Source organism: Pasteurella testudinis DSM 23072 (assembly GCF_900176075.1).
GTDB classification, from domain to species: domain Bacteria; phylum Pseudomonadota; class Gammaproteobacteria; order Enterobacterales; family Pasteurellaceae; genus Chelonobacter; species Chelonobacter testudinis.
Map to the genome: position 1 here is coordinate 98361 of NZ_FWWV01000001.1, position 26414 is coordinate 124774.

The following is a 26414-nucleotide window of genomic DNA, read 5'->3' on the forward strand; positions in this document are numbered from 1 at the left end:
CGGCGTATTGTCATTGACCGCACTTTTATTCGTGCTTTTGGCTGTTGCGCTGCTTTTTGTGCTGACGGCTTCACCGCTGGTGTTGTAATAATCAATCAGACCACGATAAATCGCATTGGCGATTTGGCGGCGGTAAGCGGCGGTTGCCAGCTTGCTTTCTTCTTCATGGTTGGATAAAAAACCGGTTTCCACCAACACCGACGGAATATCCGGCGAACGCAAAACTCCGAGGCTGGCGTGCTGCGGTACGTTTTTGCTCAATTTGGCAAAGCTGCCGAAGCGTTTCAGAATGGATTGGCCCAACTGATAACCAGCGCGTTGCGAATGACCGAACTGTAGATCCAATACGGTTTGGTTCAAATATTTTTCATCGTGCGACGCCAAAACATTACCGGCGCCGCCCAATAATTCCGATTGTTTCTCATGGTCTTCCAGCCAGCGCCCCATTTCGCTGCTGGCACGTTTATTCGACAGCACCCAAACCGAAGCACCACGCAAGGAGGAGGAGCCGTTGGAGTCGGCGTGAATGGAAATCAGGTAATTGGCCTTGTTTTTGCGGGCGATTTCCGAACGGTTCGGCACAGAAATAAAGTAGTCGCCGGTACGGGTCAGCACGCTTTTGAAACGTGGATCTTTGTCCAGTAACGCCTTCAATTCTTTGGCAATTTGCAGGGTGACGTTTTTTTCACGCAAGCCCAGACTGGTGCCGATTGCGCCGGGGTCTTTACCGCCATGTCCGGCATCAATGGCAATGACTAATACACCGGTTCGGGCAGTGTTGCTGCGGGCGGCGGTCGCTCTATTTTTATCGGTGGTGGCGGTTTTTATTGCGCTGTTTGTAATTTTAGCCGCGGCTGTTTTTTTATCGGAAGAGGGGGGGGGTTTCGCCGTCGGATTATCAACCGTCACGACGATTTTTTTGCCGTTATTTTGGAATTTAACCGCACTTTTTTGACTTAATTCCAGCACAACCCGCAAGGTAGTCGAGCGGGGCGGATTGCTGGTGCGAATATTGGTAACCACGCTGTCGGCGACTTTCTTTGGCAGCAGATTGGCGTGGCTTTGGCTGTTGGCAAAATCAATGACCAAACGCTCCGGATTTTGCAACGCAAAATAGCTGTATTTGGTTTGCAGCGAAAAGGAAAATTCGATTTTGGTATTTTTAGCCTCATTTTTAACGCTGACAGCCGTTAATGTGCCGGCATGAGCAGAAAAACTCATTAAACCGAGTAGTAAAGTTAAAAAATAGGTCAAAAATAAGGCAATTTTTTTCATTCTATCGTCTTTCGTCAGGTCATCATTAAAGGTAAGCAGCGTATTTTGCGCAGTTTTAGCGCAATTGGCAAATAATTTGTGCCGCAATTTCACTATGGGCGGTCAATTGTAATGCTCTGCCTTGCGCCAGATAATTCAAGCGGATAGTGAGATCGGCGGCAGGAATCATGCCCCGTCCTTTATCCGGCCATTCCAGCAAAAGCAGCGAACCGGACTGAAAATAATCACGAATGCCCATAAATTCCAGCTCTTCGGGATCGGCTAAACGGTAAAGATCAAAATGATAAATATCCCATTGTGGCAAATGGTATTCTTCCACCAGCGTGTAGGTCGGGCTTTTCACATTGCCGTTATGTCCTAACGCTTGAATAATGCCGCGGCTGAACGTGGTTTTCCCTGCGCCGAGATCGCCATATAGATAGACAACAAAACCGCTCTTTTGTTCGGCGGCGTTGAGTTGAAGCAAGATTTTGCTCAAACGGTTTGCAAATTCAAGCAGCTGTTGTTCGTTTTGGCATTCGGTAGTGTAAGTTTGCGATAATGGCATGGCTGATTATTGGCGTTAAATTAAAGATCAATCAAGGTGCTAATCATAGAGTAATTTCAATTGCAATGCACGGTTAAAACGCATGTGACTAAAAAGCAGAATTTTTATTAAACAAGATTTGAAAATTTGGAGCGGGAAACGAGACTCGAACTCGCGACCCCAACCTTGGCAAGGTTGTGCTCTACCAACTGAGCTATTCCCGCATTAGATAGGTACTGTCGTAATCAGTGGGGTGCATTATACAAAAATTTTTTTTGCCTGCAACCCCAAAATATAAAAAAAAATTTGATTGCCTAAAATGAAAGCAAAAGACGGTTAATTTTTAGCTTTCCCCGGCGGTTTTGGTGAGATTAATAAAATGCTCGCGGTAATAGGCCAACTCGGCAATGGATTCTCTGATGTCGTCCAGCGCCAAATGCGTGTTCTGTTTTTTGAAACCGTCTAAAATTTCCGGTTTCCAACGGCTGGCCAGTTCTTTTACGCTGCTGACATCCAGATAGCGGTAATGAAAATAATCCGCTAATTCAGGCATATAGTTAAACAGGAAACGTTTGTCTTGCGCCACGCTGTTGCCGCAAATCGGCGAGCAGTTTTTCGGTACCCATTTTTTTAAGAAATCGAGGGTGCGTAATTCCGCCGCCCGTTCGGTTAATTTGCTCTCTTTCACCCGTTGCACCAAGCCGTTGGCGGTGTGGGTTTTGACGCACCATTCGCTCATGGCGTTGAGCAGCGTATCGGGCTGGTGAACTGCCAATACCGGACCTTCGGCGAGAATGTTCAAATCTTTATCGGTAACAATGGTGGCGATTTCGATGATCCGCTCTTTTTCGGGGTCAAGGCCGGTCATTTCCAGATCGATCCAAATCAGATTTTGTTTATCTAATTGCATAATATAAGGTATCCTATCCATTCAAATTTGGGCGTTATTCTAACGCAAAAATGATTAGGGGTAAGGAAATTTTTTGAGCAAGCAGAAGCTAACCAAAAACCAGAAACGCAGGATTCAGTCCAACAAACAGAAAACCTTGAGCGATTATCAGCGGCGCAAAAAAGAAAAACGGGACAGTCTGGAATGGCAAGACGAGATGTTGGGCGATGTGCAGCCCGGACGGGTGATTGCGCGCTATGCGCTGCATGCGGATATTGAAAACGCCGCCGGTGAGGTTTTCCGTTGTAATTTGCGCCGGACGATCAGCAATCTGGTGGTCGGCGATTATGTGTTATGGCGTGCCGGACACGAGCAATTGCAAGGCATTAACGGCGTGGTGGAAGCGGTTCAGCCGCGTAAAAACGAGCTGGCACGGCCAGACTATTATGACGGGATCAAATTAATTGCTTCCAATATTGATAAAATTTTTATCGTCTCGGCAATCCTACCGCACTTTTCCAGCAATATTATCGATCGTTATCTGGTGATTTGCGAAAATTTGGGCATAAAGCCGATTTTAATTTTGAACAAGATCGATTTGTGTGATGCAAACAAACGGCAAGAAGTCGAGCAATTGTTTGATATTTATCGCAATATTGGCTATCAAGTATTGATGGTGTCGGCACAATCCGGTGAGAACATGCCGCAATTCAAACAGCTTTTGAGTGATGGCTGCGCTATTTTTGTCGGGCAGTCCGGCGTGGGAAAATCCAGCCTGTTAAATGCACTCGAACCGCACTTGGGCTTGCAAACCGGCGCAGTCAGTGAGAATTCCGGCTTGGGGCAGCACACCACCACAGTTTCGCGTTTGATTCACCTAAAGTGCGGTGGTGAAGTGATCGATTCGCCCGGCATTCGCGAGTTTGGGGTGTGGCATTTGGACGCCAATACCATCACCAACGGCTACCGAGAATTCCAACCCTATTTGGGCGGTTGTAAATTTCGTGATTGCAAGCATTTGGACGATCCGGGCTGTGTGTTGCGCGCCGCCGTTGAGCAAGGCAAGATCGATCCGTTGCGTTTTGAAAATTATCACCGCTTGATTTTGGCGTTGGAGGAAAACAAGGCGGGACGCCATTTCGTCACTGCCTAGTTGTAACAAACCGGTAACTTAATTCAAGTTTTCACACTGCAATAAAGCCGTTAAAATAGCGTTCAGATAGGTAGACGAAATGTGAATATTGCTCAAAAAATAAGCTTTATTTAATAAAAAATGTGCGATATCTCATATTTTTTCCAGTTATGGCTTGATTATTTAAGTGGAATATTGATACTAACCCCACTAATTATTTTAATCGGTAAAATAATTATGAAAAAATTGTAATAATCGCGGCGTTGGACGTATTTTCCGATTTTTTACGGAACTTATGGCCAACGTATTGATTTATATTCAATATTATTCATATAAATTAAGGAAATTACTATGTACTCAAAAGACGTTACCATTACTGCTCCAAATGGCTTGCATACTCGTCCGGCTGCTCAATTTGTGAAAGAAGCAAAAGCGTTTGCCTCTGACATCACTGTAACTTCCAACGGCAAAAGCTCAAGTGCGAAAAGCCTGTTTAAATTGCAAACCTTAGGTTTGGTGCAGGGTACGGTGATTACCATTAGTGCGGAAGGGGAAGACGAAGAAAAAGCGGTTGAGCATTTGGTCGCGTTGATCCCGACATTGGAATAATGCGCAGCAGATAATTTCATGTTGAGTTTCATCAGGGCGGCGGTGAAAACGGCTTGCCATCATCGGTGAATCCAAGGTAACAAAAGCGGGTAGAGTAGCCTATTCGCTTCTACTATTTTATCCAAGAAAAGGTTTTATTATGATTTCAGGTATTTTGGCTTCGCCAGGGATTGTCTTCGGAAAGGCATTGGTTCTGAAAGAAGAAGAAATTGTTCTAAATACAAAATCAATTGCTGAATCTCAAATTGATACTGAAATTCAGCGCTTTTATAGCGGTCGTGAAAAAGCCGTAGAGCAATTAACTGCGATTAAAGAAAAAGCAACGAGAACATTAGGCGAAGAAAAAGGCGCGATCTTTGACGGGCACTTAATGATTCTTGAAGACGAAGAACTTGAAGAAGAAATTATCGCGTTTATTCGTGACGAGTCGGTGAGCGCCGATTTTGCCGCCAGCACCGTGATTGATCAACAAGTCACCATGCTGTCGGAAATTGACGATGAATACTTAAAAGAAAGAGCGGGCGACATCCGTGATATCGGTAACCGTTTGATTAAGAATATTTTGGGCATGCATATCGTTGATTTGGGTGAAATCAACCAGGAAGTGATTTTGGTTGCCAACGATTTAACCCCATCGGAAACCGCACAATTGAACTTGGATAAAGTACTGGGTTTTATCACCGATATCGGCGGACGCACTTCCCACACCTCGATTATGGCACGTTCATTGGAACTGCCGGCAATCGTGGGAACTAATGTGGCGACCAAATCGATTGTCAGCGGCGATATATTGATTTTGGATGCGGTGAATAATCAAGTATTGATTAATCCGAGCCAAGAAGCACTGGAAAATATTAAAGGCTTGCAGCAACAATTGGCAGAAGAAAAAATTGAACTGGCCAAATTGAAAGATCTGCCTGCGCTGACGCTGGACGGACATCAAGTGGAAGTGTGCGCCAATATCGGTACGATTCGTGATATTGATGGCGCTCACCGCAACGGTGCCGAAGGCGTTGGCTTATACCGTACCGAATTCCTGTTTATGGATCGTGATCAACTGCCGACGGAAGAAGAGCAGTTCCAGGCTTACAAAGAAGTGGTTGAAGCAATGGACGGCAAACTGGTGGTGTTGCGCACCATGGATATCGGTGGTGACAAAGATCTGCCATATCTGAATTTGCCGAAAGAAATGAACCCGTTCTTGGGTTGGCGTGCGATCCGTATCGCCTTGGATAAACGTGAAATCCTGAATACACAATTAAGAGCGGTTTTACGCGCGTCTGCGTTCGGCAAGTTGGCGGTGATGTTCCCGATGATTATTTCGGTTGAAGAGATCCGCACTTTAAAAGCGGTTATCAGCGAATTAAAACAAGAGCTGCGCAACGAAGGCATTGCGTTTGACGAAGAGATTCAAATCGGTGTGATGGTGGAAACGCCGTCGGCGGCGGTGAATGCCAAATTCTTAGCGAAAGAAGTGGATTTCTTCAGTATCGGCACTAACGATCTGACCCAATATACTTTGGCGGTCGATCGGGGGAACGAACTGATTTCCCACCTGTACAACCCAATGACACCATCGGTATTGAACCTGATTAAACAAGTTATCGACGCCTCCCATGCCGAAGGCAAATGGACCGGTATGTGCGGTGAGCTGGCCGGTGATGAAAGTGCAACTTTGCTGCTGCTGGGCATGGGTTTGGACGAGTTCAGCATGAGTGCGATTTCAGTGCCTAGAATTAAGAAATTGATTCGTAACGTTAACTTTGAGGACGTGCAACGTTTGGCGAAAGACGTTCTTGAGCAACCGACTGCGGCCGATATCGAAGCAAAAATTTCTGATTTTTTAGCCGAAAATGGTTTAAACTAGATACAAATTAAAAAATTTCGGGTAACATAATACCGATTTTTGATGGATTAATGAGGAGAATGTAAAATGGGTTTATTTGATAAACTGTTTGGTTCAAAGGATAACAAGGGTGCGGAAGTCGAAATTTATGCGCCTTTGTCTGGTGAAATTGTCAATATCGAAGATGTGCCGGATGTTGTCTTTTCTGAAAAAATCGTTGGCGACGGCATTGCAATTCGTCCGACCGGAAATAAAATTGTAGCGCCGATTGATGGTGTGATTGGCAAAATTTTTGAAACCAACCACGCATTTTCAATGGAATCCAGAGAAGGTGTTGAATTGTTCGTTCACTTCGGTATTGATACCGTCGAGTTGAAAGGCGAAGGCTTCACCCGTGTTGCCGAAGAAGGTCAGGAAGTGAAAAAAGGCGACGTCATTATCGAGTTTGATTTGGCGTTGTTAGAAGCGAAAGCAAAATCGGTATTAACGCCGGTAGTGATTTCCAATATGGACGAAATCAGCAGCATTGAAAAATCCAGTGGCGCCGTCGTTTTAGGCGAAACTGTGATCTTGAAATTGAAAAAATAATCTGATTTTTTATCCGATCAATCTTTCAATAAAAAACCGAGCCGTGTGCTCGGTTTTTTTATATCTGATACATGTGCGGACAGCGAAGTTTTCAGGTGTAGATCATAAAAAATCGGAGCAGCTCATGACTGTTTCCGATTTTTATACTTTGTTTATTTTTTGCGAAAGTGCGGTCGGAAATTTATTCCAATTCGCCGCAGAAACGGTAGCCTTCGCCGTGAATGGTTGCGATAATTTCCGGCGTATCCGGATTGGCTTCAAAATGTTTTCTGATACGGCGAATGGTTACATCGACAGTTCTGTCGTGCGGTTTCAATTCGCGTCCGGTCATTTTTTTCAACAGATCGTCGCGAGTTTGAATTTTGCCCGGATTTTCACAGAAGTGTAAGAGCGCACGAAATTCACTGCGCGGCAATTTGTTGCTTTCGCCTTCCGGAGAGATTAACGTGCGGCTGTTAATATCCAATACCCAGCCGTTAAAGCGGTACTGATCAACGTGTTCATGCGACACCGGCTGATCTTTTTCCGACATGGTGCGCTGGAGTAAATTTCTGGCGCGAATGGCTAATTCGCGTGGGTTGAACGGTTTGGTAATGTAATCGTCAGCGCCGATTTCCAGACCTAAGATCTTATCGACTTCATTATCGCGGCCGGTTAAAAACATCAGCGCGGTATTGGCATTTTCACGCAGTTCGCGTGCTAACATCAGCCCGTTTTTGCCGGGCAGGTTGATGTCCATCACCACCAAATTGACGGTATTGTTAGACAGAATAGTATGCATTTTATTACCGTCTGATGCTTCCATTACTTCGTAGCCTTCGGCTTCGAAAATATTTTTTAGAGTATTGCGTGTAACGGCTTCATCTTCAACGATAAGGATTTTAGGAATACGCATTTATTTTTTACCTATAAAATCACAAGGGCGATAAGCTGTCTTAGCGTGTTAGTTTTTAAGACAGCGAATTTTACTTTTAATAAACAAAATAAAATATTAATTGCAGAATTGCAACGTAACTATAACATAAAGAGAATAAAAAGCGCACCATTCTCCGCGAAACTTTGACATAGGTCATTATTTATTATTGCCACTGTTAGTGAAAGCGGCAAAAATATAGTGGTAATAGGCTGCGCTTTAGTTTCTAATGCTCTTTAGTTTTGAAGAATTGCACGTCGGGATAGCGCTCTTGCGCTAAATTCAAATTCACCATCGTCGGGGCGATATACGTCAGATTATCGCTGCCGTCCAAGGCGAGATTTTGTTCGTTTTTACGTTTGAATTCTTCAAATTTTTTCACATCAGCGCATTCAACCCAACGGGCGGTTGACACGTTGACGGTTTCATAAATCGCTTCCACGTTATATTCGCTTTTCAGACGTGCGACCACCACATCAAACTGCAATACCCCGACCGCACCGACAATCAGATCGTTGTTCATCAACGGGCGGAACACCTGCACGGCACCTTCTTCGGAAAGCTGCACCAGCCCTTTCAACAGCTGTTTCTGTTTTAACGGATCTCTCAGGCGGATACGGCGGAACAGCTCCGGCGCAAAGTTCGGAATGCCGCTGAATTTGAGTTTTTCGCCTTGGGTAAAGGTGTCGCCGATTTGAATCGTGCCGTGATTGTGCAGCCCGATAATGTCGCCGGCATAGGCTTCTTCGGCGTGCGTGCGATCACCTGCCATAAAGGTTAAGGCATCGGAAATCACCACGTCTTTGCCGATGCGTACATGGTGCATTTTCATGCCTTTTTCATATTTTCCGGAGACGATTCGCATAAAGGCGACGCGGTCACGGTGTTTCGGATCCATATTCGCCTGAATTTTAAACACGAATCCGCTCAGTTTGTCTTCCGCCGGCGAAACATCGCGCACATCGGCGTGGCGAACTTGCGGGCGTGGCGCCCATTGGGTTAAACCGTCCAGCATATGATCGACTCCGAAATTACCAAGTGCGGTACCGAAAAAGACCGGCGTGAGTTGCCCTTGCAAAAACAGTTCCAGCTCAAACGGATTTGAAGCCCCCTGCACCAGTTCCAACTCGTCACGCAGTTGTTGTGCCAAATCGGCGCCGACCGCACTTTCCAACTCGGGATTATCCAGTCCTTTAATGGTACGCACGCTTTGAATGGTATGCCCTTGACCGCTTTGATACAGATAGGTTTCGTCATTATAAAGGTGATAAACCCCTTTGAATAACTTGCCGCAGCCGATCGGCCAAGTGATCGGCGCGCAGTGGATATTCAGCACGTTTTCCACCTCGTCCAATAACTCCATCGGATCACGGATATCGCGGTCGAGTTTATTCATGAACGTCAAAATCGGCGTGTCGCGCAAACGGGTCACTTCCATTAATTTAATCGTTCTTTCCTCGACCCCTTTGGCGGAGTCGATCACCATCAAACAGCTGTCAACAGCAGTCAAAGTGCGGTAGGTATCTTCGGAAAAGTCTTCGTGACCGGGCGTATCCAACAAATTGACCAAACAGTCGTTATACGGAAACTGCATGACGGAGGTTGTAATCGAAATCCCACGTTGTTTTTCCATTTCCATCCAATCCGATTTGGCGTGTTGGCCGGAGCCGCGCCCTTTTACTGTGCCGGCGGTTTGAATCGCTTCTCCGTACAGCAACACTTTTTCGGTAATCGTGGTTTTACCCGCATCGGGGTGCGAGATGATCGCAAAAGTGCGGCGCTTATCAACTTGTTGTGGATATTGATTTAATGACATTATGCTTTCGGTTCTATTAGGGTTAATCATGATTAAACGGCGTATTGTCGCTGATTTGCCACCTAAACACAATCAGTGATTTGTACTTGGCTTTAGACATTCCGCGAGCTTGGTTCTATAATGCGTTTACGATTAAAATTTAAGGACTGTTTATGCAATTTTCAAAAATGCACGGCTTGGGGAACGATTTTATGGTGGTGGACGGCATCACCCAAAACGTGTTTTTCCCGGAAGGCACCATTCGCCGCTTGGCGGATCGGCACCGTGGCGTGGGCTTTGATCAACTGTTGTTGGTTGAGCCGCCTTACGATCCGGATATGGATTTTCATTATCGCATTTTTAATGCCGACGGCAGCGAAGTGGCGCAATGCGGCAACGGTGCGCGCTGTTTTGCCCGTTTTGTGCAGCTAAAAGGATTGACCAATAAAAAAGAGATCAACGTCAGCACCCAAAAAGGCAAAATGGTGCTGAGTATTAAAGAGGACGATCAAATTCGGGTCAATATGGGCGAACCGATTTGGGAACCGGCTAAAGTGCCGTTCAGCGCCAATAAATTCGAGAAAAATTATATCTTGCGTACCGAGTTGGAAACCGTGTTATGCGGCGTGGTGTCGATGGGCAACCCGCATTGTGTTTTAACCGTTGATGATGTAGCGACTGCACCGGTGCTGCGTTTAGGTGCGCTGCTGGAAAGCCACGAACGTTTTCCGGAGCGTGCGAATATCGGGTTTATGCAAATTCTTAACCGTCAGCAGATTAAATTACGGGTTTTCGAACGCGGTGCTGGCGAAACCCAAGCCTGTGGCAGCGGCGCCTGTGCGGCGGTGGCAGTCGGCATTATGCAAGGCGCATTAGATTCGCAAGTGGAAGTGGAACTGCCGGGTGGTAAATTGCTGATTGAATGGCAAGGCGAGGGCAAACCGCTGTTTATGGCCGGCGACGCAACCCATCTGTTTGACGGTTACATTCGTTTATAAGGGAAATCAAATGAGTGAAGCATTAAGCGCCAGTGCGGTAGCTGATTACCTGCGGCAACATCCGGATTTTTTCCACCAATATCCCGAACTGCTCGATGAATTGCAGGTGACCCATCGGCAAAAAGGGATTTTATCCTTGGTGGAAGCCAAATTGCAGCGCCAACGTGATCAGCTGCAACAACAGCAGCTTGAACTGGATAAAATTCACAAATTAGCCGAACACAATGAACGGATGTTTTTCAGTTTGTTACCGCTGCAAACCCGCTTTACCCAAGCCAAGCGTTTTAATGACGGAGTGGGTGTGTTGCAAGCGTGGAGCAGTGCGCTGGGCTTACAAAAGGGTACGGTGTTGTTGTTCCGTGACAGTTGGGTGGAGAGTGAGGAAATCGCCGCGGCAAACTGGCTGGATCGCACCGCCTTTGAAATTATCCGACTGGAGCGCTTCGGCTTACAACGTTACTATTTGGGCACCTTGACCCATCGTGAAAAAACGCTGATGTTTCTGCCGGAGGATTTTCCGCTCGGTTCGGTGGCAGTTTGTCTGTTGGGAAAACGCAAATCCAGACACCCTTACACCGCAGTGTTGCTGTTTTCCGCTAAAGACGAACGCCATTTTCACCGCAATCAGGAAACGGCATTTCTACAGCAACTGGCGGAAATGATTGAACAGCATTTGGATCACTGGCTGATCGAGAAAATCTAGATGAGCGCAACCGCACTTTCGCAACCGCTGCAAGGCTATTGGAACTACTTGCGGATTGAACGTCAGCTCAGTCCGCATACCCTGAGCAACTACCAACATCAGCTGGAACAAATTATCCTGATGTTGCAGGCGCAAGGGATTGATAGCTGGCGACAAGTTGATGCCGGCGTAGTGCGTTATCTGTTGGCGGCAAGCCGTCAGCAAGGGCTGAATGCCAAAAGCCTCGCGTTGCGCCTCTCCAGTTTGCGCGGCTTTTTGAATTACCTGCTGTCGCAAGGCGAGATTGAGGTGAATCCGGCAAGTGCGGTTTCCGCACCGAAACAGGCGAAGCGGCTACCGAAAAATATCGAAGCCGAGCAAGTCGCGCAATTGCTGGATAATAGCAGTAACGAGCCGATTGACCTGCGTGATTTGGCGATGATGGAGTTGATGTACAGTGCCGGTTTGCGCTTGAATGAATTGCAACAACTGAATGTACAAGATCTGCAAAGCCGCACGCGTGAATTGCGGGTGATTGGTAAAGGCAACAAAGAGCGGATCTTGCCCTACGGACGCTATGCCGCGCAAGCACTGCAAAAATGGCTGGCGGTGCGCGTGTTGTTTAATCCGGAAGATGATGCGCTGTTTGTCAGTATGCGTGGAAAACGTATTACTCACCGTGCGATCCAAAAACGCTTGGAAGTGTGGGGACAGCGGCAGGGCTTGCCGACCCATTTAAATCCGCACAAACTGCGTCATTCGTTTGCCACCCATATGTTGGAATCCAGCTCCGATCTGCGCGCAGTGCAAGAGTTGTTAGGACACGCTAATCTCTCCACCACCCAAATCTACACCCACCTCGATTTCAAACATCTCGCCGACGTGTACGACTCTGCCCATCCACGGGCGAAGCGGAAATGAATTAGGCAGTGTCCTTCGCCCCTTCTTCCAGCAAAACCCCCTTACACACCCGACAATGATAACGCACTTTATTACGCAGGATATTGTTGTGGCGGCGCACGCTGAGGCGGTGGGTTTGGCAGTCGCAGCGGTAAGCGAACGTTTTGCCCTGCACATTTTGCACATCAAATTGATGGCAGGTGTCGGCAGGCAAGTTGAACACCTGCTGCATCAGCATTTGCCACTCTTTGCCGTGCGGTTGCACCCGCCCAAAGACTTGATACACGATTAAATGCGCCAGTTCGTGCGGCACGACTTGACGCAGAAATTCCTCGTTGTTTTCCAACAGCAAAGTGCGGTTCAGGCGGATTTCATTTTGTTGCAGATAGGCAACGCCGGCTTTCATGCCGCGCAGGTTAAAACTCAACTCCGGCATGGCGAAAGTGCGGTTAAAATGGCGCTCCGCCAACGCCAAACAGGCACGCAAGCGCCGTGAAATCTGCATTTTCAGTTGGCGCAAGTGTGATGAATCGGCCGGTGGTAATGAGGTTGTCATACTGAACGGGGATTGACCTTAAAAGTGCGGTTATACGGCATGGCGCGCCATTGCCAAACCCTGTGCTTCCGTCGGATAATACGGATTGTCCGGCGTGCGGCGCAAGACAATTTCACCGTCTTGAAACAACGCCAATTCATTGACCGCCAGTTGCTGCCAGTTTTCGTTATCGGTCAGTGGCAGCGTGGCAATCACCGCCACCCGATCATTCGGCGTGGTGACGGAAGCAAAATCAATCTGCACGTCATCATCAACCAATTTTGCCTCGCCAAACGGCGCTTTACGCACGATATAGTGCAACAGCGAACCAGTGTGGGCAATCAACCACTCGCCATTTGACAACAGAAAGTTCAGCAAACCATATTGACGCAACTCTTGCGCAATCAAATTCACTTCGGCAAAAATCTGTTCCAAACTTGGCGCGTGATCGAATTTCTGGCGCAGAGTTTCCAACAGATAACAAAAGGCGGCTTCGGAATCGGTCGTACCGACCGTACGGTAATATTGTCCTTCGCGCGGCTGAAAGCCCTTCAAATTGCCATTGTGGGCGAATAGCCAATATTGCCCCCACATTTCGCGCATAAACGGGTGCGTGTTGGCAAGCAAAATCGGACCTTGTGTCGCCTTGCGGATATGCGCAATCACATTTTTCGACTGGATCGGATAATTACGCACCAAATCCGCCACTGGCGACGTCGCACTGGCTTTGTCGTCATGGAACAAGCGCACGCCCTTATCCTCAAAAAAACCAATCCCGAATCCGTCCGCATGCGAATCGGTCAACCCGCCGCGGCAACGGAAACCCTCAAACGAAAACACAATATCGGTCGGGGTGTTGCAATTCATTCCGAGGAGTTGGCACATTGTTTTTCCTTAAGTTGTAGGGTTGATTTTGACTTAAGTGTATATAAGGGCTGGGAGAATGTAAAACAATCTCGTGATCTAAATTAGATTGTTAGGTTATAAATAGGGGAGAAAGATCAGCCCGTCAGTCATGGGCCGAGCATTATAATCCCGGCGCTTTCCACAGTGATGTGGTGAGCTCGGAATCGACTAACAGTAGTTGTTGATGATAAATTTCTATCCATTTCTTTTTATGGGCTTGATAGACGGCGTGGTTTTGTGCGTCAGGCTGATGTTGCCGCTCAAATTTAACCAATTTTTTTCCGGCGGCGGAAAGCGAAGGATAGATCCCCACGCCGACACCGGCAGCAATGGCGCAACCCAGTGCGGTGGCTTCTTTCACCACCGGAATATTCACGGTCAGTCCGGTGACATCAGCCAAAATTTGGCTCCACAGATGCCCTTTGGAGCCGCCGCCGGCAAACACGACGGAAGTCAGTTTCACACCGGAAAATTTCTCTACTTGATCTAAATTGCAGGAAGAAACAATCGCGGCATTTTCTTCTAAGGCGCGGAACAGTGCCGCTTTGTTGCATTTGGCGGAATCCAATGAAAGATTAATAAATGACGGCGAAGCGTGATACCACGATTTAAAGTGCATGGCATCGGAGAATACCGGCACAATATCGTTGGAACCGACGGGTACTCTAGCCGCCATCTGTTCTAATAAGGTATAAGTATCAATCCCGAGTTGTTCGGCAAGGTGTTTTTCGGCTTCGCAAAAGGCGTCTCTGAACCAGCGCATGGTTAAGCCGGTGAAAAAGCTGATCGATTCGGCTTGGACGAGTGGCGGGATCACATGCGGATTAACCCGAATATTCATCTCCGGATCGGTTTTTGCCACGGGTAAATTCACGACTTGTTGCCAAAAAGTACCGCCGATAATCGCCGCTTGAGAGGCCTCGGTGATCCCCAACCCGACACAACCGAGTTGTACGTCGCCACCGCCGACAACAACGCGGGTTTCAGGGCTCAGTCCGGTTGCCGCCGCCACTTCTGACCGCACTTTGCCTAATAAGGTACCGGTTTCTTTGACCGGCGTTAAAATATCCGATTTCAAGCCGACGGCTTCCAACAAATCAGGTTGCCAGTTTCTGGTTTGCAGATTCAGTATGCCTGTGGTGCCGGCATTCGACGGCTCTACCGCAAGTTCGCCGCTCAACATAAAAGCCAGCCAGTCGCTAATCATACTGATGGCATGAACTTGCGCATAGAGCGTCGGTTCGTGTTCTGACAACCACAATAAACGGGGAATGGCGCTCAGGGCTAAGGTTTGTCCGGAAATGTCATAAACGGCTTTTTCAAAAGTGCGGTCATTCAGCATTTTTAATTTTTTGACTTCCTCGACCGCTCTGGCATCGACATTGCCGCATGCCCAAATCGGACGTTGCCGTTTGTCGTACAGCACGATACCTTCACGCATCGAACAGGTCGAAATGGACATAATTTGGACAGCGTCGATTTTGGCGTTTTGAATGGCTTGCTTAATACATTCACTGGCGAGATTCCAATTGGTATCTAAATCAAAATTCATTGAGCCCGGAATATGCGGATCGGCCAAATGCGTCCATTCTTTTTGCGCCGAGCCGATTTGATGACCGTCCAAATCGAAAATAACCGCTCTTACACTTCCCGTTCCCGCATCTAACGCCATGAGATAACGCTTTGATTTATTTTCCATTTAATTTCCTCCAAGTGAATGAAATAAATGCATAGTTTTTAACGCCACTACACAAGTTGTGCCAGAATCATCTTTGCCGTCACCTCTTCCGTAACCAGTGAATTGATATGTTTTCCTTTTAATGCGCTTAAAATGGCATCAACTTTATTTGTGCCGCCGGCAACACCGATAACGGTCGGTATTTTGACTAATTTTTCCAACGGAACGCTGATAAGCTCATCATGCAACGGAATATCCGCTTGAATCGTACCGTCCTGTTGCATGAAATAGCCGAGAATATCGCCGATTGCTCCTCTGGCGCGTAATTCTTGTTGCCCTTCTTCGTTGATATAGCCTGAACGGATCAGAGTTGCCTGTCCTTTTTGTTGGGTAGAGCCGATTCCGACAATGGCAACGTCGGCAGCACCGGCAGCAAGCATAATATCCCTGACGCAAGCTTCCCGTTTAAACAATTTTGCCGCTTCGATCGAAGAGGCCCTCAGTGGTGCGGGAATGATGCTGATGCTGCAAGAGCCGTCCAACTCTCCGATTCCCTTCATGTAAGGACCGACACCGCCCGAAAGCGTAATTAATTTCAATTGGTTGCTGGTGATAAACTCATTGCAGTATTTGATGGTCTGCATAATGGTTTCGCCGAAACCGATTGCCAGCAATTGATTCGGTTTCATTAACGACATCAGCATCTGTGATGCGCCTATGCCTAATCGGGTGTTAATCTCATGTTGCTCCAGTGCCGGTAAAACCCGGATATGCTTTAAGTGGAAATATTGCTGCAACGCCTCTTCCAATTCCAAACAGCCGGTAAAACGCGAGTTGATTTGCACTTTTATCACGCCGAGTTGCCGCCCTTTTTCGAGTAAGCGCGAGACTTTCAGTCTGGGAATGTCGAGTCGCTTGCCGATTTCGCTTTGGGTTAAGTTGTCGTGATAGTAAAACCACGCAACTCTGGCCAACATTTCCTCTTCATTCATGCTATGCGGAATAGATTCCGTTTCTTTTACTCGGCTCATCTCAAGGTTCCTTATTCTTGTTTAACTTATTATTCATATGATTTTGTTTTTATCAATTGTTCATTTTGTTTTTGTTACATAACCGTGATTAAGATCACAGATAAGTTTTAAATGTGGGTTTTGGCTTATTTTACACCAATTTAATCTCTTTTTTGTGATGTTGATCACTGTTATTTAAATTTTTATCTGATAGCTTGTTGAACAAATGATAAATAAAAATATATTTGTTCACTTTGTTGAGCGAGGGATTATGGAAAACCGATCGGCAAAAAGTAGGCTACTGCTGCGAGCACGGGGTGTCAGTAAAGCGTTCTCCGGAGTTGAGGTGTTAAAAGAGATTGATTTTGAACTGTATTCCGGTCAGGTTCACGCACTATTAGGCGGAAACGGCGCGGGGAAATCAACGTTGATGAAAATTATTGCCGGTATCCAACCGCAAGACAGCGGCGAAATTGAGATTAACGGTCATGTGCAGAATGCATTATCGCCTGGTAAAGCCCATCAATTAGGGGTTTATTTGGTGCCGCAAGAACCGCTTTTGTTTCCTAATTTAAGTGTGAAAGAGAACATTTTATTCGGCTTGAAAACCAGTCGTCAGCATGATGAGAAGCTGGATTCATTACTACAAGAACTGAATTCGCATCTGAAATTAGAGATGCAGGCCGGGTTGTTGGAAGTGGCGGATCAGCAGTTGGTTGAAATCATGCGTGGTTTAATGCGTGATGCTTCCATCTTGATTTTAGACGAGCCGACCGCGTCTTTAACGCCGGTGGAAACAGAAAGTCTGTTTAAGAAAATACACTCTTTATTGGCAAAAGGCGTGGGAATTGTCTTTATTTCGCATAAATTGCCGGAAGTTTGGCGCATTTCCGATTTTATCAGTGTGATGCGTGACGGTTATATTGCATTAAGCGGTGCAACGGCTGAAATTAAGCGTGAAGCGGTGATTACGGCGATTACACCCAGATCAAAATCGGCGAATTTAAGTGAAGCGCAAAAACTTTGGTTAGAGCTGCCGGGACATAATCGGATTAAAACAACGGAACGTCCGATTTTGCAAGTTAACAATTTGACCGGCGAAGGATTTAAAAATATTACCTTTGATATTTATCCCGGGGAAATTTTAGGTTTGGCGGGTGTCGTCGGTGCAGGCAGAACGGAATTGGCGGAAACGCTATATGGTTTGCGTCGCGAGAAGAGGGGAGAGATTATTTTTAATAACCACAAAATTAATCAAACCAGTATCAAAGAGCGGTTGGAGCAGGGGATTATTTATTTGCCCGAAGACCGGCAGGCTTCGGGACTCTATTTAGATGCGCCGCTGTCTTGGAATACTTGCGGTTTGACGTATACCAAAATGGGATTTTGGCTAAATCAAGCGAAAGAAGAGGCGATTTTAGAGCGTTATCATCGGGCAATCGGAATCAAATTTAATCGCCCTTCGCAAGCGGTTAGAACATTATCCGGCGGAAATCAGCAGAAAATTCTTATCGCAAAATGTTTGGAAGCAGATCCGGCATTATTAATTATTGATGAGCCTACCCGAGGTGTTGATATCGGCGCCAGAGCGGATATTTATCAACTGATTAAAAATATCGCAAAACAAAATGTGGCGATTTTATTTATTTCTTCGGATTTGGAGGAAATTGAACATATGTCCGATCGCGTTTTCGTTATGCACGATGGAGAGATTGGTTCGGCATTAAGCGGTGAGAATATTAATTCGGACAATATCATGCAGATGGCATTCAGTGGTGAAACCGCACTTTAACTAATCAGGATATTTATTAATAGATGTATTAATCAATCAAAGGATTTTATTATGTGGAAGTTCATACAGAATAACCGTGAGTTGACAATTGTATTAGCCATCGTATTTCTGTTTTTACTATTAATAATGTGGAGTGACAGCGGTTTCAATTTTCAAACGGTTACGATGATATTTACCTCTGCTCAAATAGTCATGCTTTTATCAATAGGGGCGACTTTCGTTATTTTAACCAGAAATATTGATGTGTCTGTCGGTTCTATTATGGGACTGTGCGCAGTCATTATGGGCAGTTTGCTCAATTTAGGCTATCCGTTGAGTGCCGCTTTTATTATTACGGTATTCTGCGGCTTTTCAGCCGGACTATTCAATGGGGTTTTGGTGACAATCCTGCGAATTCCCGCCATTGTGGCAACATTGGGCACGTTAGGTTTATATAAAGGCATTATGCTGTTACTGACCGGTGGTAAATGGATTGAGGGATTGCCGCAAACATTAAAATCATTATCCGAACCGGTATTTTTAAATATTTCACCAATCGGTTGGTTGTTGGTCATCTTAATTATCAGCGCTTATCTTTTCTTGGGTAAAGTGCGGTTAGGCAGGAATTTCTATGCCGTTGGCGATAATTTGCAAGGTGCGTTACAGCTTGGAGTAAGTGTCAATGTGATCAGAATCTCGGCATTTGCAATTAACGGGATGACGGCAGCGTTAGCTGGAATCGTATTTGCCTCGCAGATAGGATTTGTGCCGAATTCGACGGGTAACGGATTAGAGATGAAAGCCATTGCCGCATGTGTATTGGGTGGCATCAGTTTGTTGGGCGGGTCGGGGAATATTATCGGTGCAATATTAGGCGCTTATTTTTTAATTGAAATAGACACTATTTTGGTTTTATTAAAAGTTCCGGCGTATTGGAATAATTTTGTTGCGGGTGTTGTTTTGTTGGCGGTTTTGGTATTTGACGGGCGTATTCGGATAATGATTGAAAAAAATATTAAATTACAACGTTATGCACGTTTTCTAAAAGACGATTTGCCACATAATAAGCCATAGGACGGATTATATGTTGAAATTAAAAAGCTATATCAAGAACTATGCTTGGGAAAGCGCACTTTTTTGCCTGTTAATTATAGAAATATTAGGGTTTGGCATGTTGAATCCTAGAATGCTAGATATTAATGTTTTGTTATACAGTACCAGCGATTTTATTTATATTGGTATGTTGGCATTACCGTTAACCATGATTATTGTCAGTGGCGGTATTGATATATCGTTTGGCTCGACAGTCGGCTTATGTGCTATTTTTCTCGGCGTGTTATTTAAAGCGGATATTTCCCTGTTTCTTGCTATTCCGTTAACGCTTTTATTAGGCGGAGTCTGTGGTTTATTTAATGCCGGATTGATTATTTATACCAAAGTCAATCCATTGGTTATTACGTTGGGCACCATGTATCTCTACGGCGGCGGTGCATTATTGCTATCCGGATTTGCCGGCGCAACCGGTTATGAAGGTATCGGCGGTTTTCCGGATAGTTTGCTGGAATTCGCCAATCAGACGTTATTCGGTATTCCGACGCCGATTCTCTATTTTCTCATCATGTCAGTTATTTTTTGGCTGCTAATGCATAAAACAACTGTTGGCAGAAGCACTTTTCTTATCGGGCAAAGTGAAAGAACGGCACGTTATAGCGCTACGCCCGTAAATAAAACACTGTTTACGATTTATTCGGCTATAGGATTGGTCGCCGCATTTGTTGCTATTTTATTGGTTTCCTATTTTGGCTCTGCCCGTTCGGATTTGGGCAGTTCGTTATTAATGCCGGTATTAACCGCAGTGGTATTGGGAGGGGCAAATATTTATGGCGGTTCGGGGTCTATTCTTGGAACGGCGATTGCCGCTTTATTAATAGGTTATCTGCAACAAGGGCTACAGATGATTGGCATTCCCAATGAAATTTCCAGTGCATTATCAGGGGCGCTCTTGATCATTGTATTAATCGGCAAATCTATCAGTTTGCATTATAGCTCAATACATTATTGGATTCGTCGTAAAAGTGGAAAGCAAGTGGTTAGTCATCATCAATAAGGAGCATACTGATATGCAGTATGTTTGATAAAACTCAATGAGGAGCACAATTATGAAACATTTACTGATTAAATCAACCGCACTTGCCGTTGCACTGGGATTATCTGCAATAAGTACCGCAAGTGCTGCGGATCGTATCGCTTTTATTCCTAAATTGGTCGGCGTAGGATATTTCACCAGCGGTGGACAAGGTGCAGTTGAAATGGGCAAAACACTTGGGGTTGACGTGACTTATGACGGGCCGACGGAACCCAGCGTTTCCAACCAAGTACAGTTGATTAATAACTTTGTCAATCAAGGTTATAACGCGATTGTCGTTGCCGCAGTTTCGCCGGACGGACTCTGTTCCACATTGCAACGGGCGATGAAACGCGGCGTGAAGGTGCTGACATGGGATTCGGATACCAATCCGGAATGCCGTAGTTACTATATTAACCAGGGTACGCCAAACCAGTTAGGCGCGATGTTGGTTGAAATGGCATCAAGCCAGATTACCAAACCGAAAGCAAAAGTTGCCTTTTTCTATTCAAGCCCGACCGTCACCGATCAAAATCAATGGGTTAAAGTGGCGAAAGAAAAAATTGCAGCGGAACATCCGGAATGGGAGATTGTTACCACCCAATTTGGCTATAACGACGCGATTAAGTCCTTACAAACTGCAGAAGGCATTTTGAAAGCCTACCCGGATTTAGACGCGATTATCGCCCCTGACGCCAATGCGTTACCGGCGGCAGCACAGGCAGCCGAAAATCTTAAACGCGAAGGGGTGACGATTGTCGGTTTTAGTACACCGAATGTTATGCGGCCTTATGTGAAGCGCGGCACGGTCAAACAGTTCGGGTTATGGGACGTGGTACAGCAAGGCAAAATCTCGGTAGCGGTCGCCAATGATGTTCTAAAAGGAAAATCGTTGAAAGTCGGTGATAAATTAGAGGTCGCAGGCGTGGGAACGGTTGAGGTTTCACCGAATAGTGTACAGGGGTATGACTATGAAGCGGCAGATAACGGTATCGTTGTGTTACCGGAACGGGTGGTATTTACCGCAGAAAATATTGATAACTACAATTTCTAACGGTTTGGCAATGAGATAGGAGATAAACAATGGCAGATTTAGACGATATCAGAGACGGCAAAGATTTTGGTTTGGATACCCCGCAGCGCAATAAAGCGTTTTACATGAAAGGGCTTGGCGCTTTGGATTGGGGAATGCAATCACGTTTGGCAAATATATTTAATCCCAAAACGGGAAAAACCATCATGTTGGCGTTTGATCACGGCTATTTTCAAGGCCCGACAACAGGTTTGGAACGTATTGACTTAAATATTGCGCCGCTGTTTGAATATACCGATGTGTTAATGTGTACTCGCGGTATTTTAAGAAGTATCGTACCGCCGGATAGCGGGAAACCGGTGGTGCTGCGGGCATCGGGCGCCAATTCGATTTTGAGCGAATTATCCAATGAAGCGGTTGCCGTCGGTGTGGAAGATGCGGTGCGTCTGAATGTATCGGCGATGGCGGCTCAGGTTTATATTGGTTCGGAACATGAACATCAATCGATTAAGAATATTATTCAACTGGTGGATAGCGGCACTCGTTACGGTATACCGACTATGGCGGTTACCGGTGTCGGCAAAGATATGGTAAGGGATCAACGTTATTTCTCATTGGCAACCCGAATCGCAGCGGAAATGGGCGCACATATTATTAAAACGTATTATGTTGATAAGGGGTTTGAGCGGGTAACCGCCGGTTGTCCGGTTCCGATCGTCATTGCCGGTGGTAAAAAACTCCCTGAACAAGAAGCTTTGGAAATGTGCTATCAAGCGATTGATCAGGGAGCGGCAGGGGTTGATATGGGGCGTAATATTTTCCAGTCGGACGCACCGATTGCCATGCTAAAAGCGGTACATGCCATTGTACACGGAGGCGAAAACACGGAAAAAGCCTATCAGCTTTACCTCAATGAAAAAAATAAATAATGATCAATCAATATTAATGGCAAGCGGAACGGCGCTTGCCATTATATCGTGATTCAGAACTTGCGATATTTAGGAGCTTACTATGTTTGCTATGTTGGTGGAAATCAATATCAAAGAAGGGAAAGAGCAAGCCTTTTTAGAGGTTTTTGCCGCGAATCATTACGGGACAAGAAAAGAGCCCGGTAATCTGCGCTTTGACGTGCTGCAAGATCCGCTGGTTAAGACGCGATTCTATGCTTACGAAGTGTATAAAAGTGAAGCCGCTTTAGAAGCGCATCGTAAGACGGCACACTATCATCAATGTGTCAAAGATCTCGAACCGTTAATGACCGGCTCGAGAAGTAAAAAAGTCTTTAATTGGATTTTACCTCAAGACATTAGCGGTGAAGAAAATTAGATGAAAAAAATGAAATGGCAAGTTATTCAAGCGATTAAATCTCAGTATATCAGTGTAGGGATTCTCTCTTCAAACTGGTTGGAGTTACAGCAGAATTTATCGATTTTGCAGAACAATCAACTTAAATTGTTACATTTTGATATTGCCGACGGACAATTTTCACCCATGTTCACGGTTGGTGCCGGTGCAATAAAACAGTTCCCCGATACGTTTTATAAAGATGTGCATCTGATGGTTGAAAATCAGTGTGAGCTGGCAAAAATGTGCGTAGAAAACGGTGCGAATATCGTCACCTTACAGCTTGAAGCGGGCGGGGATTTGGCGGCGACATTTGAGTGGTTAAATACGCAAAGTGCGGTCGGAGAGCGGCCGCCTGTTTTGGGCGGGATCAGTTTATGCCCCGACACCGATCTGTCACACCTAGAGCCTTACTTGGATCAAGTCGATGTAATCCAAGTGCTGACCTTAGATCCCCGAAACGGCGAAAAAGCCGATGAGTTTTCACTGTTGACGCGAATTAAATCCATAATCAATATTTTGGGAACAAAAAGACAGGATAAAATTATCAGTGTTGACGGTGCGATGACCCTGGATTTGGCAACGAAAGTGCAGGCATTGGGCGTAGATTGGGTCGTTTCCGGCAGTGCGTTATTTGCCGACGGGAATTTGGATAATACCTTGAAAAAATGGCATTCACAGTTATTGCAGTAGAGGGACAAAAAGTGCGGTCAGATCACAACTCTAAACCGCACTTTCACTTTCCCGTCAAAGATTATTTCAACCCAGCCGCGTTTCTCAGTTCTTCGGCGCGGTCGATTTTTTCCCATGGGAATTCATCGCGGCCGAAGTGGCCGTAGGTGGCGGTTTTGCGGTAGATGGGTTGGATCAGATCCAGCATTTTGATCAAACCGTATGGGCGCAGGTCGAAGAATTCGCGCACCAGTTTGACCAATAATGCTTCGCTGACTTTCGCCGTGCCGAAGGTTTCGATCATGATCGAGGTCGGTTCGGCTACGCCAATCGCGTAGGAGAGTTGGATTTCGCAACGATCGGCAAGACCGGCGGCAACGATGTTTTTTGCCACATAACGGGCGGCATAAGCGGCGGAACGATCCACTTTGGACGGATCTTTGCCGGAGAATGCACCGCCGCCGTGACGGGCTGCACCGCCGTAGGTATCGACGATGATTTTACGTCCGGTCAGGCCGCAGTCGCCCATCGGTCCGCCGATCACGAAACGTCCGGTCGGGTTGATAAAATATTTGGTGTCGGCGGATAGCCATTCGCTCGGTAAAATCGGCTTGATGATCTCTTCCATCACGCCTTCGTAGATCTGCTTTTGATCCACCTCTTCGCTGTGCTGCGTGGACAGCACCACCGCATCTATACCGACGATTTTATGGTTGTCGTATTGGAAAGTGATTTGGCTTTTTGCGTCGGGGCGCAGCCAGTTCAGCGTGCCGTTTTTGCGCACTTTTTCTTGCTGTTCCATTAAACGGTGGGCGTAAGTAATCGGTGCAGGCATAAAGACTTCGGTTTCATTGGTGGCGTAACCGAACATAATGCCTTGGTCGCCAGCGCCTTGCGCCAGCGGATCTGCACGGTCAACCCCTTGATTAATATCGGAAGATTGTTTACCAATCCCGTTCAATACCGCACAAGAATGCCCGTCGAAGCCCATGGTGGACGAGGTATAACCGATGTCGCAAATCACTTGGCGCGCGATGTGTTCGATATCAACCCATGCGGAAGTGGTGATTTCGCCGCCGACCAACGCCATGCCGGTTTTGACATAGGTTTCGCAAGCGACGCGCGCCTTCGGATCTTGCTCGATAATTGCGTCCAGCACTGCATCGGAAATCTGATCGGCGATTTTGTCCGGGTGGCCTGCGGAAACGGATTCGGAAGTAAATAGATAGTTAGCCATATTTTCTCTTTTGTTTGCTATTGCGTAATCTGGGGTTACGCAACTTTGGACGCGTAACCATCTGGACGGCTATAATACCGATTTTGCGCGTAAATACCAAACGGTTTTTCATTCACAACCGCACTTTTACCCAAAAGTATTATTTAGGTTGCCGTGAGTGCCAAATCACCGGCTTTAATCCAACCTTTGCGTCGAAATAGCGCTGCAATCATCAGGGTTAAGACGGCAGGCAGGATAAAATGTAGCCCTAAAATCGCCAGCCAAACTTGAGCTGAATTGCCCATTGCGTCGATGGTGCCGATTTGCCCGACCAGACCGCTGGTGCCCATGCCGGCGCCGCTGGGGATATTCGACATTTGATAGGCGAGCGTAGCGACAGGGCCTAAAATCGCGCTGCTGATAATCGGCGGCAGCCAGATTTTTGGATTGCGGATAATATTCGGCATTTGTAGCATGCTGGTGCCTAAACCTTGGCTGAGTAAGCCGCCCCAACGGTTTTCTTTAAAACTCATGGTGGCAAAACCGATCATTTGGCAGCAACAGCCGACCGTTGCCGCACCAGCTGCCAAACCGCTTAGGGATAACGAAATGGCGATCGCCGCGCTGGAAATCGGCAACGTCAGCACGATTCCCATTACGACTGCGACTACCATGCCCATTAACAGCGGTTGTAACTCAACCGACCACATAATCAAGCCGCCGATTTGATTCATTAAAGTCGCGATCGGTGCGCCAAGTAGTTGCGCCGTGGCGACCCCGGTGCACAGCGTCACCGCAGGGGTAACGATAATATCCACCACAGTCACTTTACTGACTAATTTACCGAATTCCGCCCCAACCGCTGCGGCGAAAAAGCAACCGACCGGTCCGCCTAAGGCAGCTCCGGCAAGACCAGTGATGGTACTGCTGAGCAACACTAACGGCGGCGCTTGTAATGCGTATGCTACACCAACCCCAATTGCTGCTCCCATCGCTTTTTGTGCTTGCGTGCCGACCTCAACCAACCAGGCAATATCCGCCCAAGTGCCGAGATTTTTTAGGATCAAGCCGATAATCAGGCTGGAAAACAAACCGAGCGCCATAAAATTCAGGGCATCAATGGCGTAACGTTTTAAGCTGAATTGGATATTTTGTTGCTGTAAAAAATTGCGAATGGTCATAGTTGTGTTCCGATGTTAGTTTTTATGTAGCATATCGTTTTCATTTTTATCGTCAAGTGCTTTTTAATTTGAAAAATAGAATTTATAAGCGAGATCACACGCCACAGTGAATCGGCATTACTCAAGTGCGGTACGATCTGCTAAGATAAACGCAGAGAATATGGGAGGGCGTATGCAAAAAACCGTGATTTTTGATTTGGGCAATGTGTTGATCAAATGGGAGCCGGAGACGATTTTACAGCGTTTTACGGCTGATCCTGTCGAACGGGAACAATATCGGGCGGTATTTTTCAGCCAAACTTGGTTGGCGTTGGACGCCGGATTAATCGAGTATGATAATGCGCTGAAGCTGTTTTCATTGCTGTTAAATAAACCGTTGGGTGAAATGGAACGCTTTATGCAAACCGTGCGCGAGTCTTTTGAGCCGTTGCCGTTAGCGGTCGATTTATTGCATGATTTAGCCAAGCAAAACGTCGATTTGATCTGTATCAGCAATATGCCGCTGCACGCCTATGCCTACCTTAAAAAACGCTATGATTATTGGCATCTGTTTCGTGGCATTGTGATTTCGGCGGAAGTGCAATTATTGAAACCGCACTTGGGGATTTTTCACCAGACTGTCGAACAATATCGACTCGACCCGAACCGCACTTTTTTTATTGACGATTCGCAAGCCAATATTGAAGCGGCGCAAAAGTGCGGTATTAGCGGCGTTTGTTATCAAAACGACCAGACCGGCATTGAGCAAGTGTATCGATTTTTAGCTCAAAAATAAGATATAAAACAATAG

At 46.3% G+C, this 26414-nt stretch carries 25 protein-coding genes, 1 tRNA gene and 2 pseudogenes; 15 read left to right on the forward strand and 13 right to left on the reverse strand.

Annotated elements, in window-relative coordinates:
- Positions 1–87: 87 nt before the first annotated feature.
- The 5 genes and pseudogenes from B8880_RS14625 to orn all read right to left on the reverse strand — a co-directional run.
- Positions 88–753 (reverse strand): annotated as a pseudogene (locus tag B8880_RS14625) (N-acetylmuramoyl-L-alanine amidase); the annotation flags it as partial.
- Between the two features lie 162 nt (positions 754–915).
- Positions 916–1275, reverse strand: a pseudogene (locus B8880_RS14630) (AMIN domain-containing protein); the annotation flags it as partial.
- A gap of 55 nt (positions 1276–1330) precedes the next feature.
- Positions 1331–1822, reverse strand: coding sequence for a tRNA (adenosine(37)-N6)-threonylcarbamoyltransferase complex ATPase subunit type 1 TsaE (gene tsaE / locus B8880_RS00485; protein ID WP_084255242.1), 492 nt, complete (start codon positions 1820–1822; stop codon positions 1331–1333).
- 127 nt (positions 1823–1949) lie between these two features.
- Positions 1950–2025: transfer RNA gene (locus tag B8880_RS00490), tRNA-Gly, on the reverse strand.
- A gap of 119 nt (positions 2026–2144) precedes the next feature.
- Positions 2145–2711, reverse strand: a complete 567-nt coding sequence (gene orn / locus B8880_RS00495; protein ID WP_084255244.1) for an oligoribonuclease — start codon at positions 2709–2711, stop codon at positions 2145–2147.
- 73 nt (positions 2712–2784) lie between these two features.
- On the opposite strand from orn, the gene rsgA reads away from it, so the two are divergent.
- The 4 genes from rsgA (at position 2785) to crr (ending at position 6865) form a co-directional block, all read left to right on the forward strand.
- Entirely contained in the window at positions 2785–3843 is a 1059-nt protein-coding gene (gene rsgA, locus B8880_RS00500) for a small ribosomal subunit biogenesis GTPase RsgA (RefSeq protein ID WP_084255246.1), read from the forward strand.
- Positions 3844–4173: 330 nt separating this feature from the next.
- Positions 4174–4431, forward strand: coding sequence for a phosphocarrier protein Hpr (ptsH, locus tag B8880_RS00505; RefSeq protein ID WP_084255248.1), 258 nt, complete (start codon positions 4174–4176; stop codon positions 4429–4431).
- Positions 4432–4570: 139 nt separating this feature from the next.
- Complete coding sequence (gene ptsI / locus B8880_RS00510) at positions 4571–6298, forward strand: phosphoenolpyruvate-protein phosphotransferase PtsI (protein ID WP_084255250.1); 1728 nt, start codon at positions 4571–4573, stop codon at positions 6296–6298.
- A gap of 66 nt (positions 6299–6364) precedes the next feature.
- Positions 6365–6865, forward strand: coding sequence for a PTS glucose transporter subunit IIA (gene crr / locus B8880_RS00515; RefSeq protein ID WP_084255252.1), 501 nt, complete (start codon positions 6365–6367; stop codon positions 6863–6865).
- Between the two features lie 181 nt (positions 6866–7046).
- Here crr and arcA read toward each other — a convergent pair whose 3' ends face one another.
- Positions 7047–7760 (reverse strand): two-component system response regulator ArcA, encoded by a 714-nt coding sequence (gene arcA, locus B8880_RS00520; RefSeq protein ID WP_084255254.1) that lies wholly within the window; start codon positions 7758–7760, stop codon positions 7047–7049.
- 244 nt (positions 7761–8004) lie between these two features.
- Positions 8005–9594 (reverse strand): peptide chain release factor 3, encoded by a 1590-nt coding sequence (prfC, locus tag B8880_RS00525; protein ID WP_084255256.1) that lies wholly within the window; start codon positions 9592–9594, stop codon positions 8005–8007.
- Between the two features lie 152 nt (positions 9595–9746).
- Between prfC and dapF the strand changes: the two genes are divergently transcribed.
- The 3 genes from dapF to xerC are packed head-to-tail and all read left to right on the forward strand — an operon-like array spanning position 9747 to position 12174.
- Complete coding sequence (gene dapF / locus B8880_RS00530) at positions 9747–10571, forward strand: diaminopimelate epimerase (RefSeq protein ID WP_084255258.1); 825 nt, start codon at positions 9747–9749, stop codon at positions 10569–10571.
- Positions 10572–10581: 10 nt separating this feature from the next.
- A complete protein-coding gene (locus tag B8880_RS00535; RefSeq protein WP_084255260.1) occupies positions 10582–11274 on the forward strand; it encodes a DUF484 family protein in 693 nt (230 codons plus the stop codon).
- Complete coding sequence (gene xerC / locus B8880_RS00540; RefSeq protein WP_084255262.1) at positions 11275–12174, forward strand: tyrosine recombinase XerC; 900 nt, start codon at positions 11275–11277, stop codon at positions 12172–12174.
- Between the two features lies 1 nt (position 12175).
- Here the strand turns inward: xerC and B8880_RS00545 are convergent, their stop codons facing one another.
- The 4 genes from B8880_RS00545 to lsrR form a co-directional block, all read right to left on the reverse strand.
- Positions 12176–12709 (reverse strand): SprT family zinc-dependent metalloprotease, encoded by a 534-nt coding sequence (locus B8880_RS00545; protein WP_084255264.1) that lies wholly within the window; start codon positions 12707–12709, stop codon positions 12176–12178.
- A gap of 30 nt (positions 12710–12739) precedes the next feature.
- Positions 12740–13573 carry a class II glutamine amidotransferase gene (locus B8880_RS00550; RefSeq protein ID WP_084255266.1) on the reverse strand — a complete coding sequence of 278 codons (834 nt, stop codon included), beginning with the start codon at positions 13571–13573 and terminating at the stop codon, positions 12740–12742.
- 142 nt (positions 13574–13715) lie between these two features.
- Positions 13716–15293, reverse strand: a complete 1578-nt coding sequence (lsrK, locus tag B8880_RS00555) for an autoinducer-2 kinase (protein ID WP_260337793.1) — start codon at positions 15291–15293, stop codon at positions 13716–13718.
- Positions 15294–15340: 47 nt separating this feature from the next.
- Positions 15341–16303 (reverse strand): transcriptional regulator LsrR, encoded by a 963-nt coding sequence (lsrR, locus tag B8880_RS00560; RefSeq protein WP_084255268.1) that lies wholly within the window; start codon positions 16301–16303, stop codon positions 15341–15343.
- Between the two features lie 250 nt (positions 16304–16553).
- Here lsrR and lsrA point away from each other — a divergent pair, with 250 nt between their 5' ends.
- The 7 genes from lsrA (at position 16554) to B8880_RS00595 (ending at position 23248) form a co-directional block, all read left to right on the forward strand.
- Entirely contained in the window at positions 16554–18074 is a 1521-nt protein-coding gene (gene lsrA / locus B8880_RS00565) for an autoinducer 2 ABC transporter ATP-binding protein LsrA (protein ID WP_084255270.1), read from the forward strand.
- A 51-nt stretch (positions 18075–18125) separates the two neighbouring features.
- On the forward strand, positions 18126–19127 hold the full coding sequence (lsrC, locus tag B8880_RS00570) for an autoinducer 2 ABC transporter permease LsrC (RefSeq protein ID WP_084255272.1): 1002 nt from the start codon (positions 18126–18128) through the stop codon (positions 19125–19127).
- A gap of 10 nt (positions 19128–19137) precedes the next feature.
- Complete coding sequence (lsrD, locus tag B8880_RS00575) at positions 19138–20160, forward strand: autoinducer 2 ABC transporter permease LsrD (RefSeq protein WP_084255274.1); 1023 nt, start codon at positions 19138–19140, stop codon at positions 20158–20160.
- A 52-nt stretch (positions 20161–20212) separates the two neighbouring features.
- Positions 20213–21232, forward strand: a complete 1020-nt coding sequence (gene lsrB / locus B8880_RS00580; RefSeq protein ID WP_084255276.1) for an autoinducer 2 ABC transporter substrate-binding protein LsrB — start codon at positions 20213–20215, stop codon at positions 21230–21232.
- A gap of 29 nt (positions 21233–21261) precedes the next feature.
- Positions 21262–22140, forward strand: coding sequence for a 3-hydroxy-5-phosphonooxypentane-2,4-dione thiolase (lsrF, locus tag B8880_RS00585; protein ID WP_084255278.1), 879 nt, complete (start codon positions 21262–21264; stop codon positions 22138–22140).
- Between the two features lie 82 nt (positions 22141–22222).
- Entirely contained in the window at positions 22223–22537 is a 315-nt protein-coding gene (gene lsrG, locus B8880_RS00590) for a (4S)-4-hydroxy-5-phosphonooxypentane-2,3-dione isomerase (RefSeq protein ID WP_084255280.1), read from the forward strand.
- Positions 22538–23248 carry a beta/alpha barrel domain-containing protein gene (locus B8880_RS00595; protein WP_084255282.1) on the forward strand — a complete coding sequence of 237 codons (711 nt, stop codon included), beginning with the start codon at positions 22538–22540 and terminating at the stop codon, positions 23246–23248.
- 61 nt (positions 23249–23309) lie between these two features.
- On the opposite strand, the gene metK is transcribed toward B8880_RS00595, so the two are convergent.
- Positions 23310–24464 carry a methionine adenosyltransferase gene (metK, locus tag B8880_RS00600; protein WP_084255284.1) on the reverse strand — a complete coding sequence of 385 codons (1155 nt, stop codon included), beginning with the start codon at positions 24462–24464 and terminating at the stop codon, positions 23310–23312.
- Between the two features lie 143 nt (positions 24465–24607).
- Entirely contained in the window at positions 24608–25624 is a 1017-nt protein-coding gene (locus B8880_RS00605; RefSeq protein WP_084255286.1) for a PTS sugar transporter subunit IIC, read from the reverse strand.
- Between the two features lie 172 nt (positions 25625–25796).
- Here B8880_RS00605 and B8880_RS00610 point away from each other — a divergent pair, with 172 nt between their 5' ends.
- Positions 25797–26399 (forward strand): HAD family hydrolase, encoded by a 603-nt coding sequence (locus tag B8880_RS00610; protein ID WP_159460704.1) that lies wholly within the window; start codon positions 25797–25799, stop codon positions 26397–26399.
- Positions 26400–26414 lie beyond the last annotated feature (15 nt).

Bases quoted from the DNA above. Each gene is read 5' to 3' on its own strand.
- tsaE (WP_084255242.1), bottom strand. From the start codon at position 1,822: ATGCCATTATCGCAAACTTACACTACCGAATGCCAAAACGAACAACAG.
- orn (WP_084255244.1), bottom strand. From the start codon at position 2,711: ATGCAATTAGATAAACAAAATCTGATTTGGATCGATCTGGAAATGACC.
- ptsH (WP_084255248.1), top strand. From the start codon at position 4,174: ATGTACTCAAAAGACGTTACCATTACTGCTCCAAATGGCTTGCATACT.
- ptsI (WP_084255250.1), top strand. From the start codon at position 4,571: ATGATTTCAGGTATTTTGGCTTCGCCAGGGATTGTCTTCGGAAAGGCA.
- crr (WP_084255252.1), top strand. From the start codon at position 6,365: ATGGGTTTATTTGATAAACTGTTTGGTTCAAAGGATAACAAGGGTGCG.
- arcA (WP_084255254.1), bottom strand. From the start codon at position 7,760: ATGCGTATTCCTAAAATCCTTATCGTTGAAGATGAAGCCGTTACACGC.
- prfC (WP_084255256.1), bottom strand. From the start codon at position 9,594: ATGTCATTAAATCAATATCCACAACAAGTTGATAAGCGCCGCACTTTT.
- dapF (WP_084255258.1), top strand. From the start codon at position 9,747: ATGCAATTTTCAAAAATGCACGGCTTGGGGAACGATTTTATGGTGGTG.
- B8880_RS00535 (WP_084255260.1), top strand. From the start codon at position 10,582: ATGAGTGAAGCATTAAGCGCCAGTGCGGTAGCTGATTACCTGCGGCAA.
- xerC (WP_084255262.1), top strand. From the start codon at position 11,275: ATGAGCGCAACCGCACTTTCGCAACCGCTGCAAGGCTATTGGAACTAC.
- B8880_RS00545 (WP_084255264.1), bottom strand. From the start codon at position 12,709: ATGACAACCTCATTACCACCGGCCGATTCATCACACTTGCGCCAACTG.
- B8880_RS00550 (WP_084255266.1), bottom strand. From the start codon at position 13,573: ATGTGCCAACTCCTCGGAATGAATTGCAACACCCCGACCGATATTGTG.
- lsrK (WP_260337793.1), bottom strand. From the start codon at position 15,293: ATGGAAAATAAATCAAAGCGTTATCTCATGGCGTTAGATGCGGGAACG.
- lsrR (WP_084255268.1), bottom strand. From the start codon at position 16,303: ATGAGCCGAGTAAAAGAAACGGAATCTATTCCGCATAGCATGAATGAA.
- lsrA (WP_084255270.1), top strand. From the start codon at position 16,554: ATGGAAAACCGATCGGCAAAAAGTAGGCTACTGCTGCGAGCACGGGGT.
- lsrC (WP_084255272.1), top strand. From the start codon at position 18,126: ATGTGGAAGTTCATACAGAATAACCGTGAGTTGACAATTGTATTAGCC.
- lsrD (WP_084255274.1), top strand. From the start codon at position 19,138: ATGTTGAAATTAAAAAGCTATATCAAGAACTATGCTTGGGAAAGCGCA.
- lsrB (WP_084255276.1), top strand. From the start codon at position 20,213: ATGAAACATTTACTGATTAAATCAACCGCACTTGCCGTTGCACTGGGA.
- lsrF (WP_084255278.1), top strand. From the start codon at position 21,262: ATGGCAGATTTAGACGATATCAGAGACGGCAAAGATTTTGGTTTGGAT.
- lsrG (WP_084255280.1), top strand. From the start codon at position 22,223: ATGTTTGCTATGTTGGTGGAAATCAATATCAAAGAAGGGAAAGAGCAA.
- B8880_RS00595 (WP_084255282.1), top strand. From the start codon at position 22,538: ATGAAAAAAATGAAATGGCAAGTTATTCAAGCGATTAAATCTCAGTAT.
- metK (WP_084255284.1), bottom strand. From the start codon at position 24,464: ATGGCTAACTATCTATTTACTTCCGAATCCGTTTCCGCAGGCCACCCG.
- B8880_RS00605 (WP_084255286.1), bottom strand. From the start codon at position 25,624: ATGACCATTCGCAATTTTTTACAGCAACAAAATATCCAATTCAGCTTA.
- B8880_RS00610 (WP_159460704.1), top strand. From the start codon at position 25,797: ATGCAAAAAACCGTGATTTTTGATTTGGGCAATGTGTTGATCAAATGG.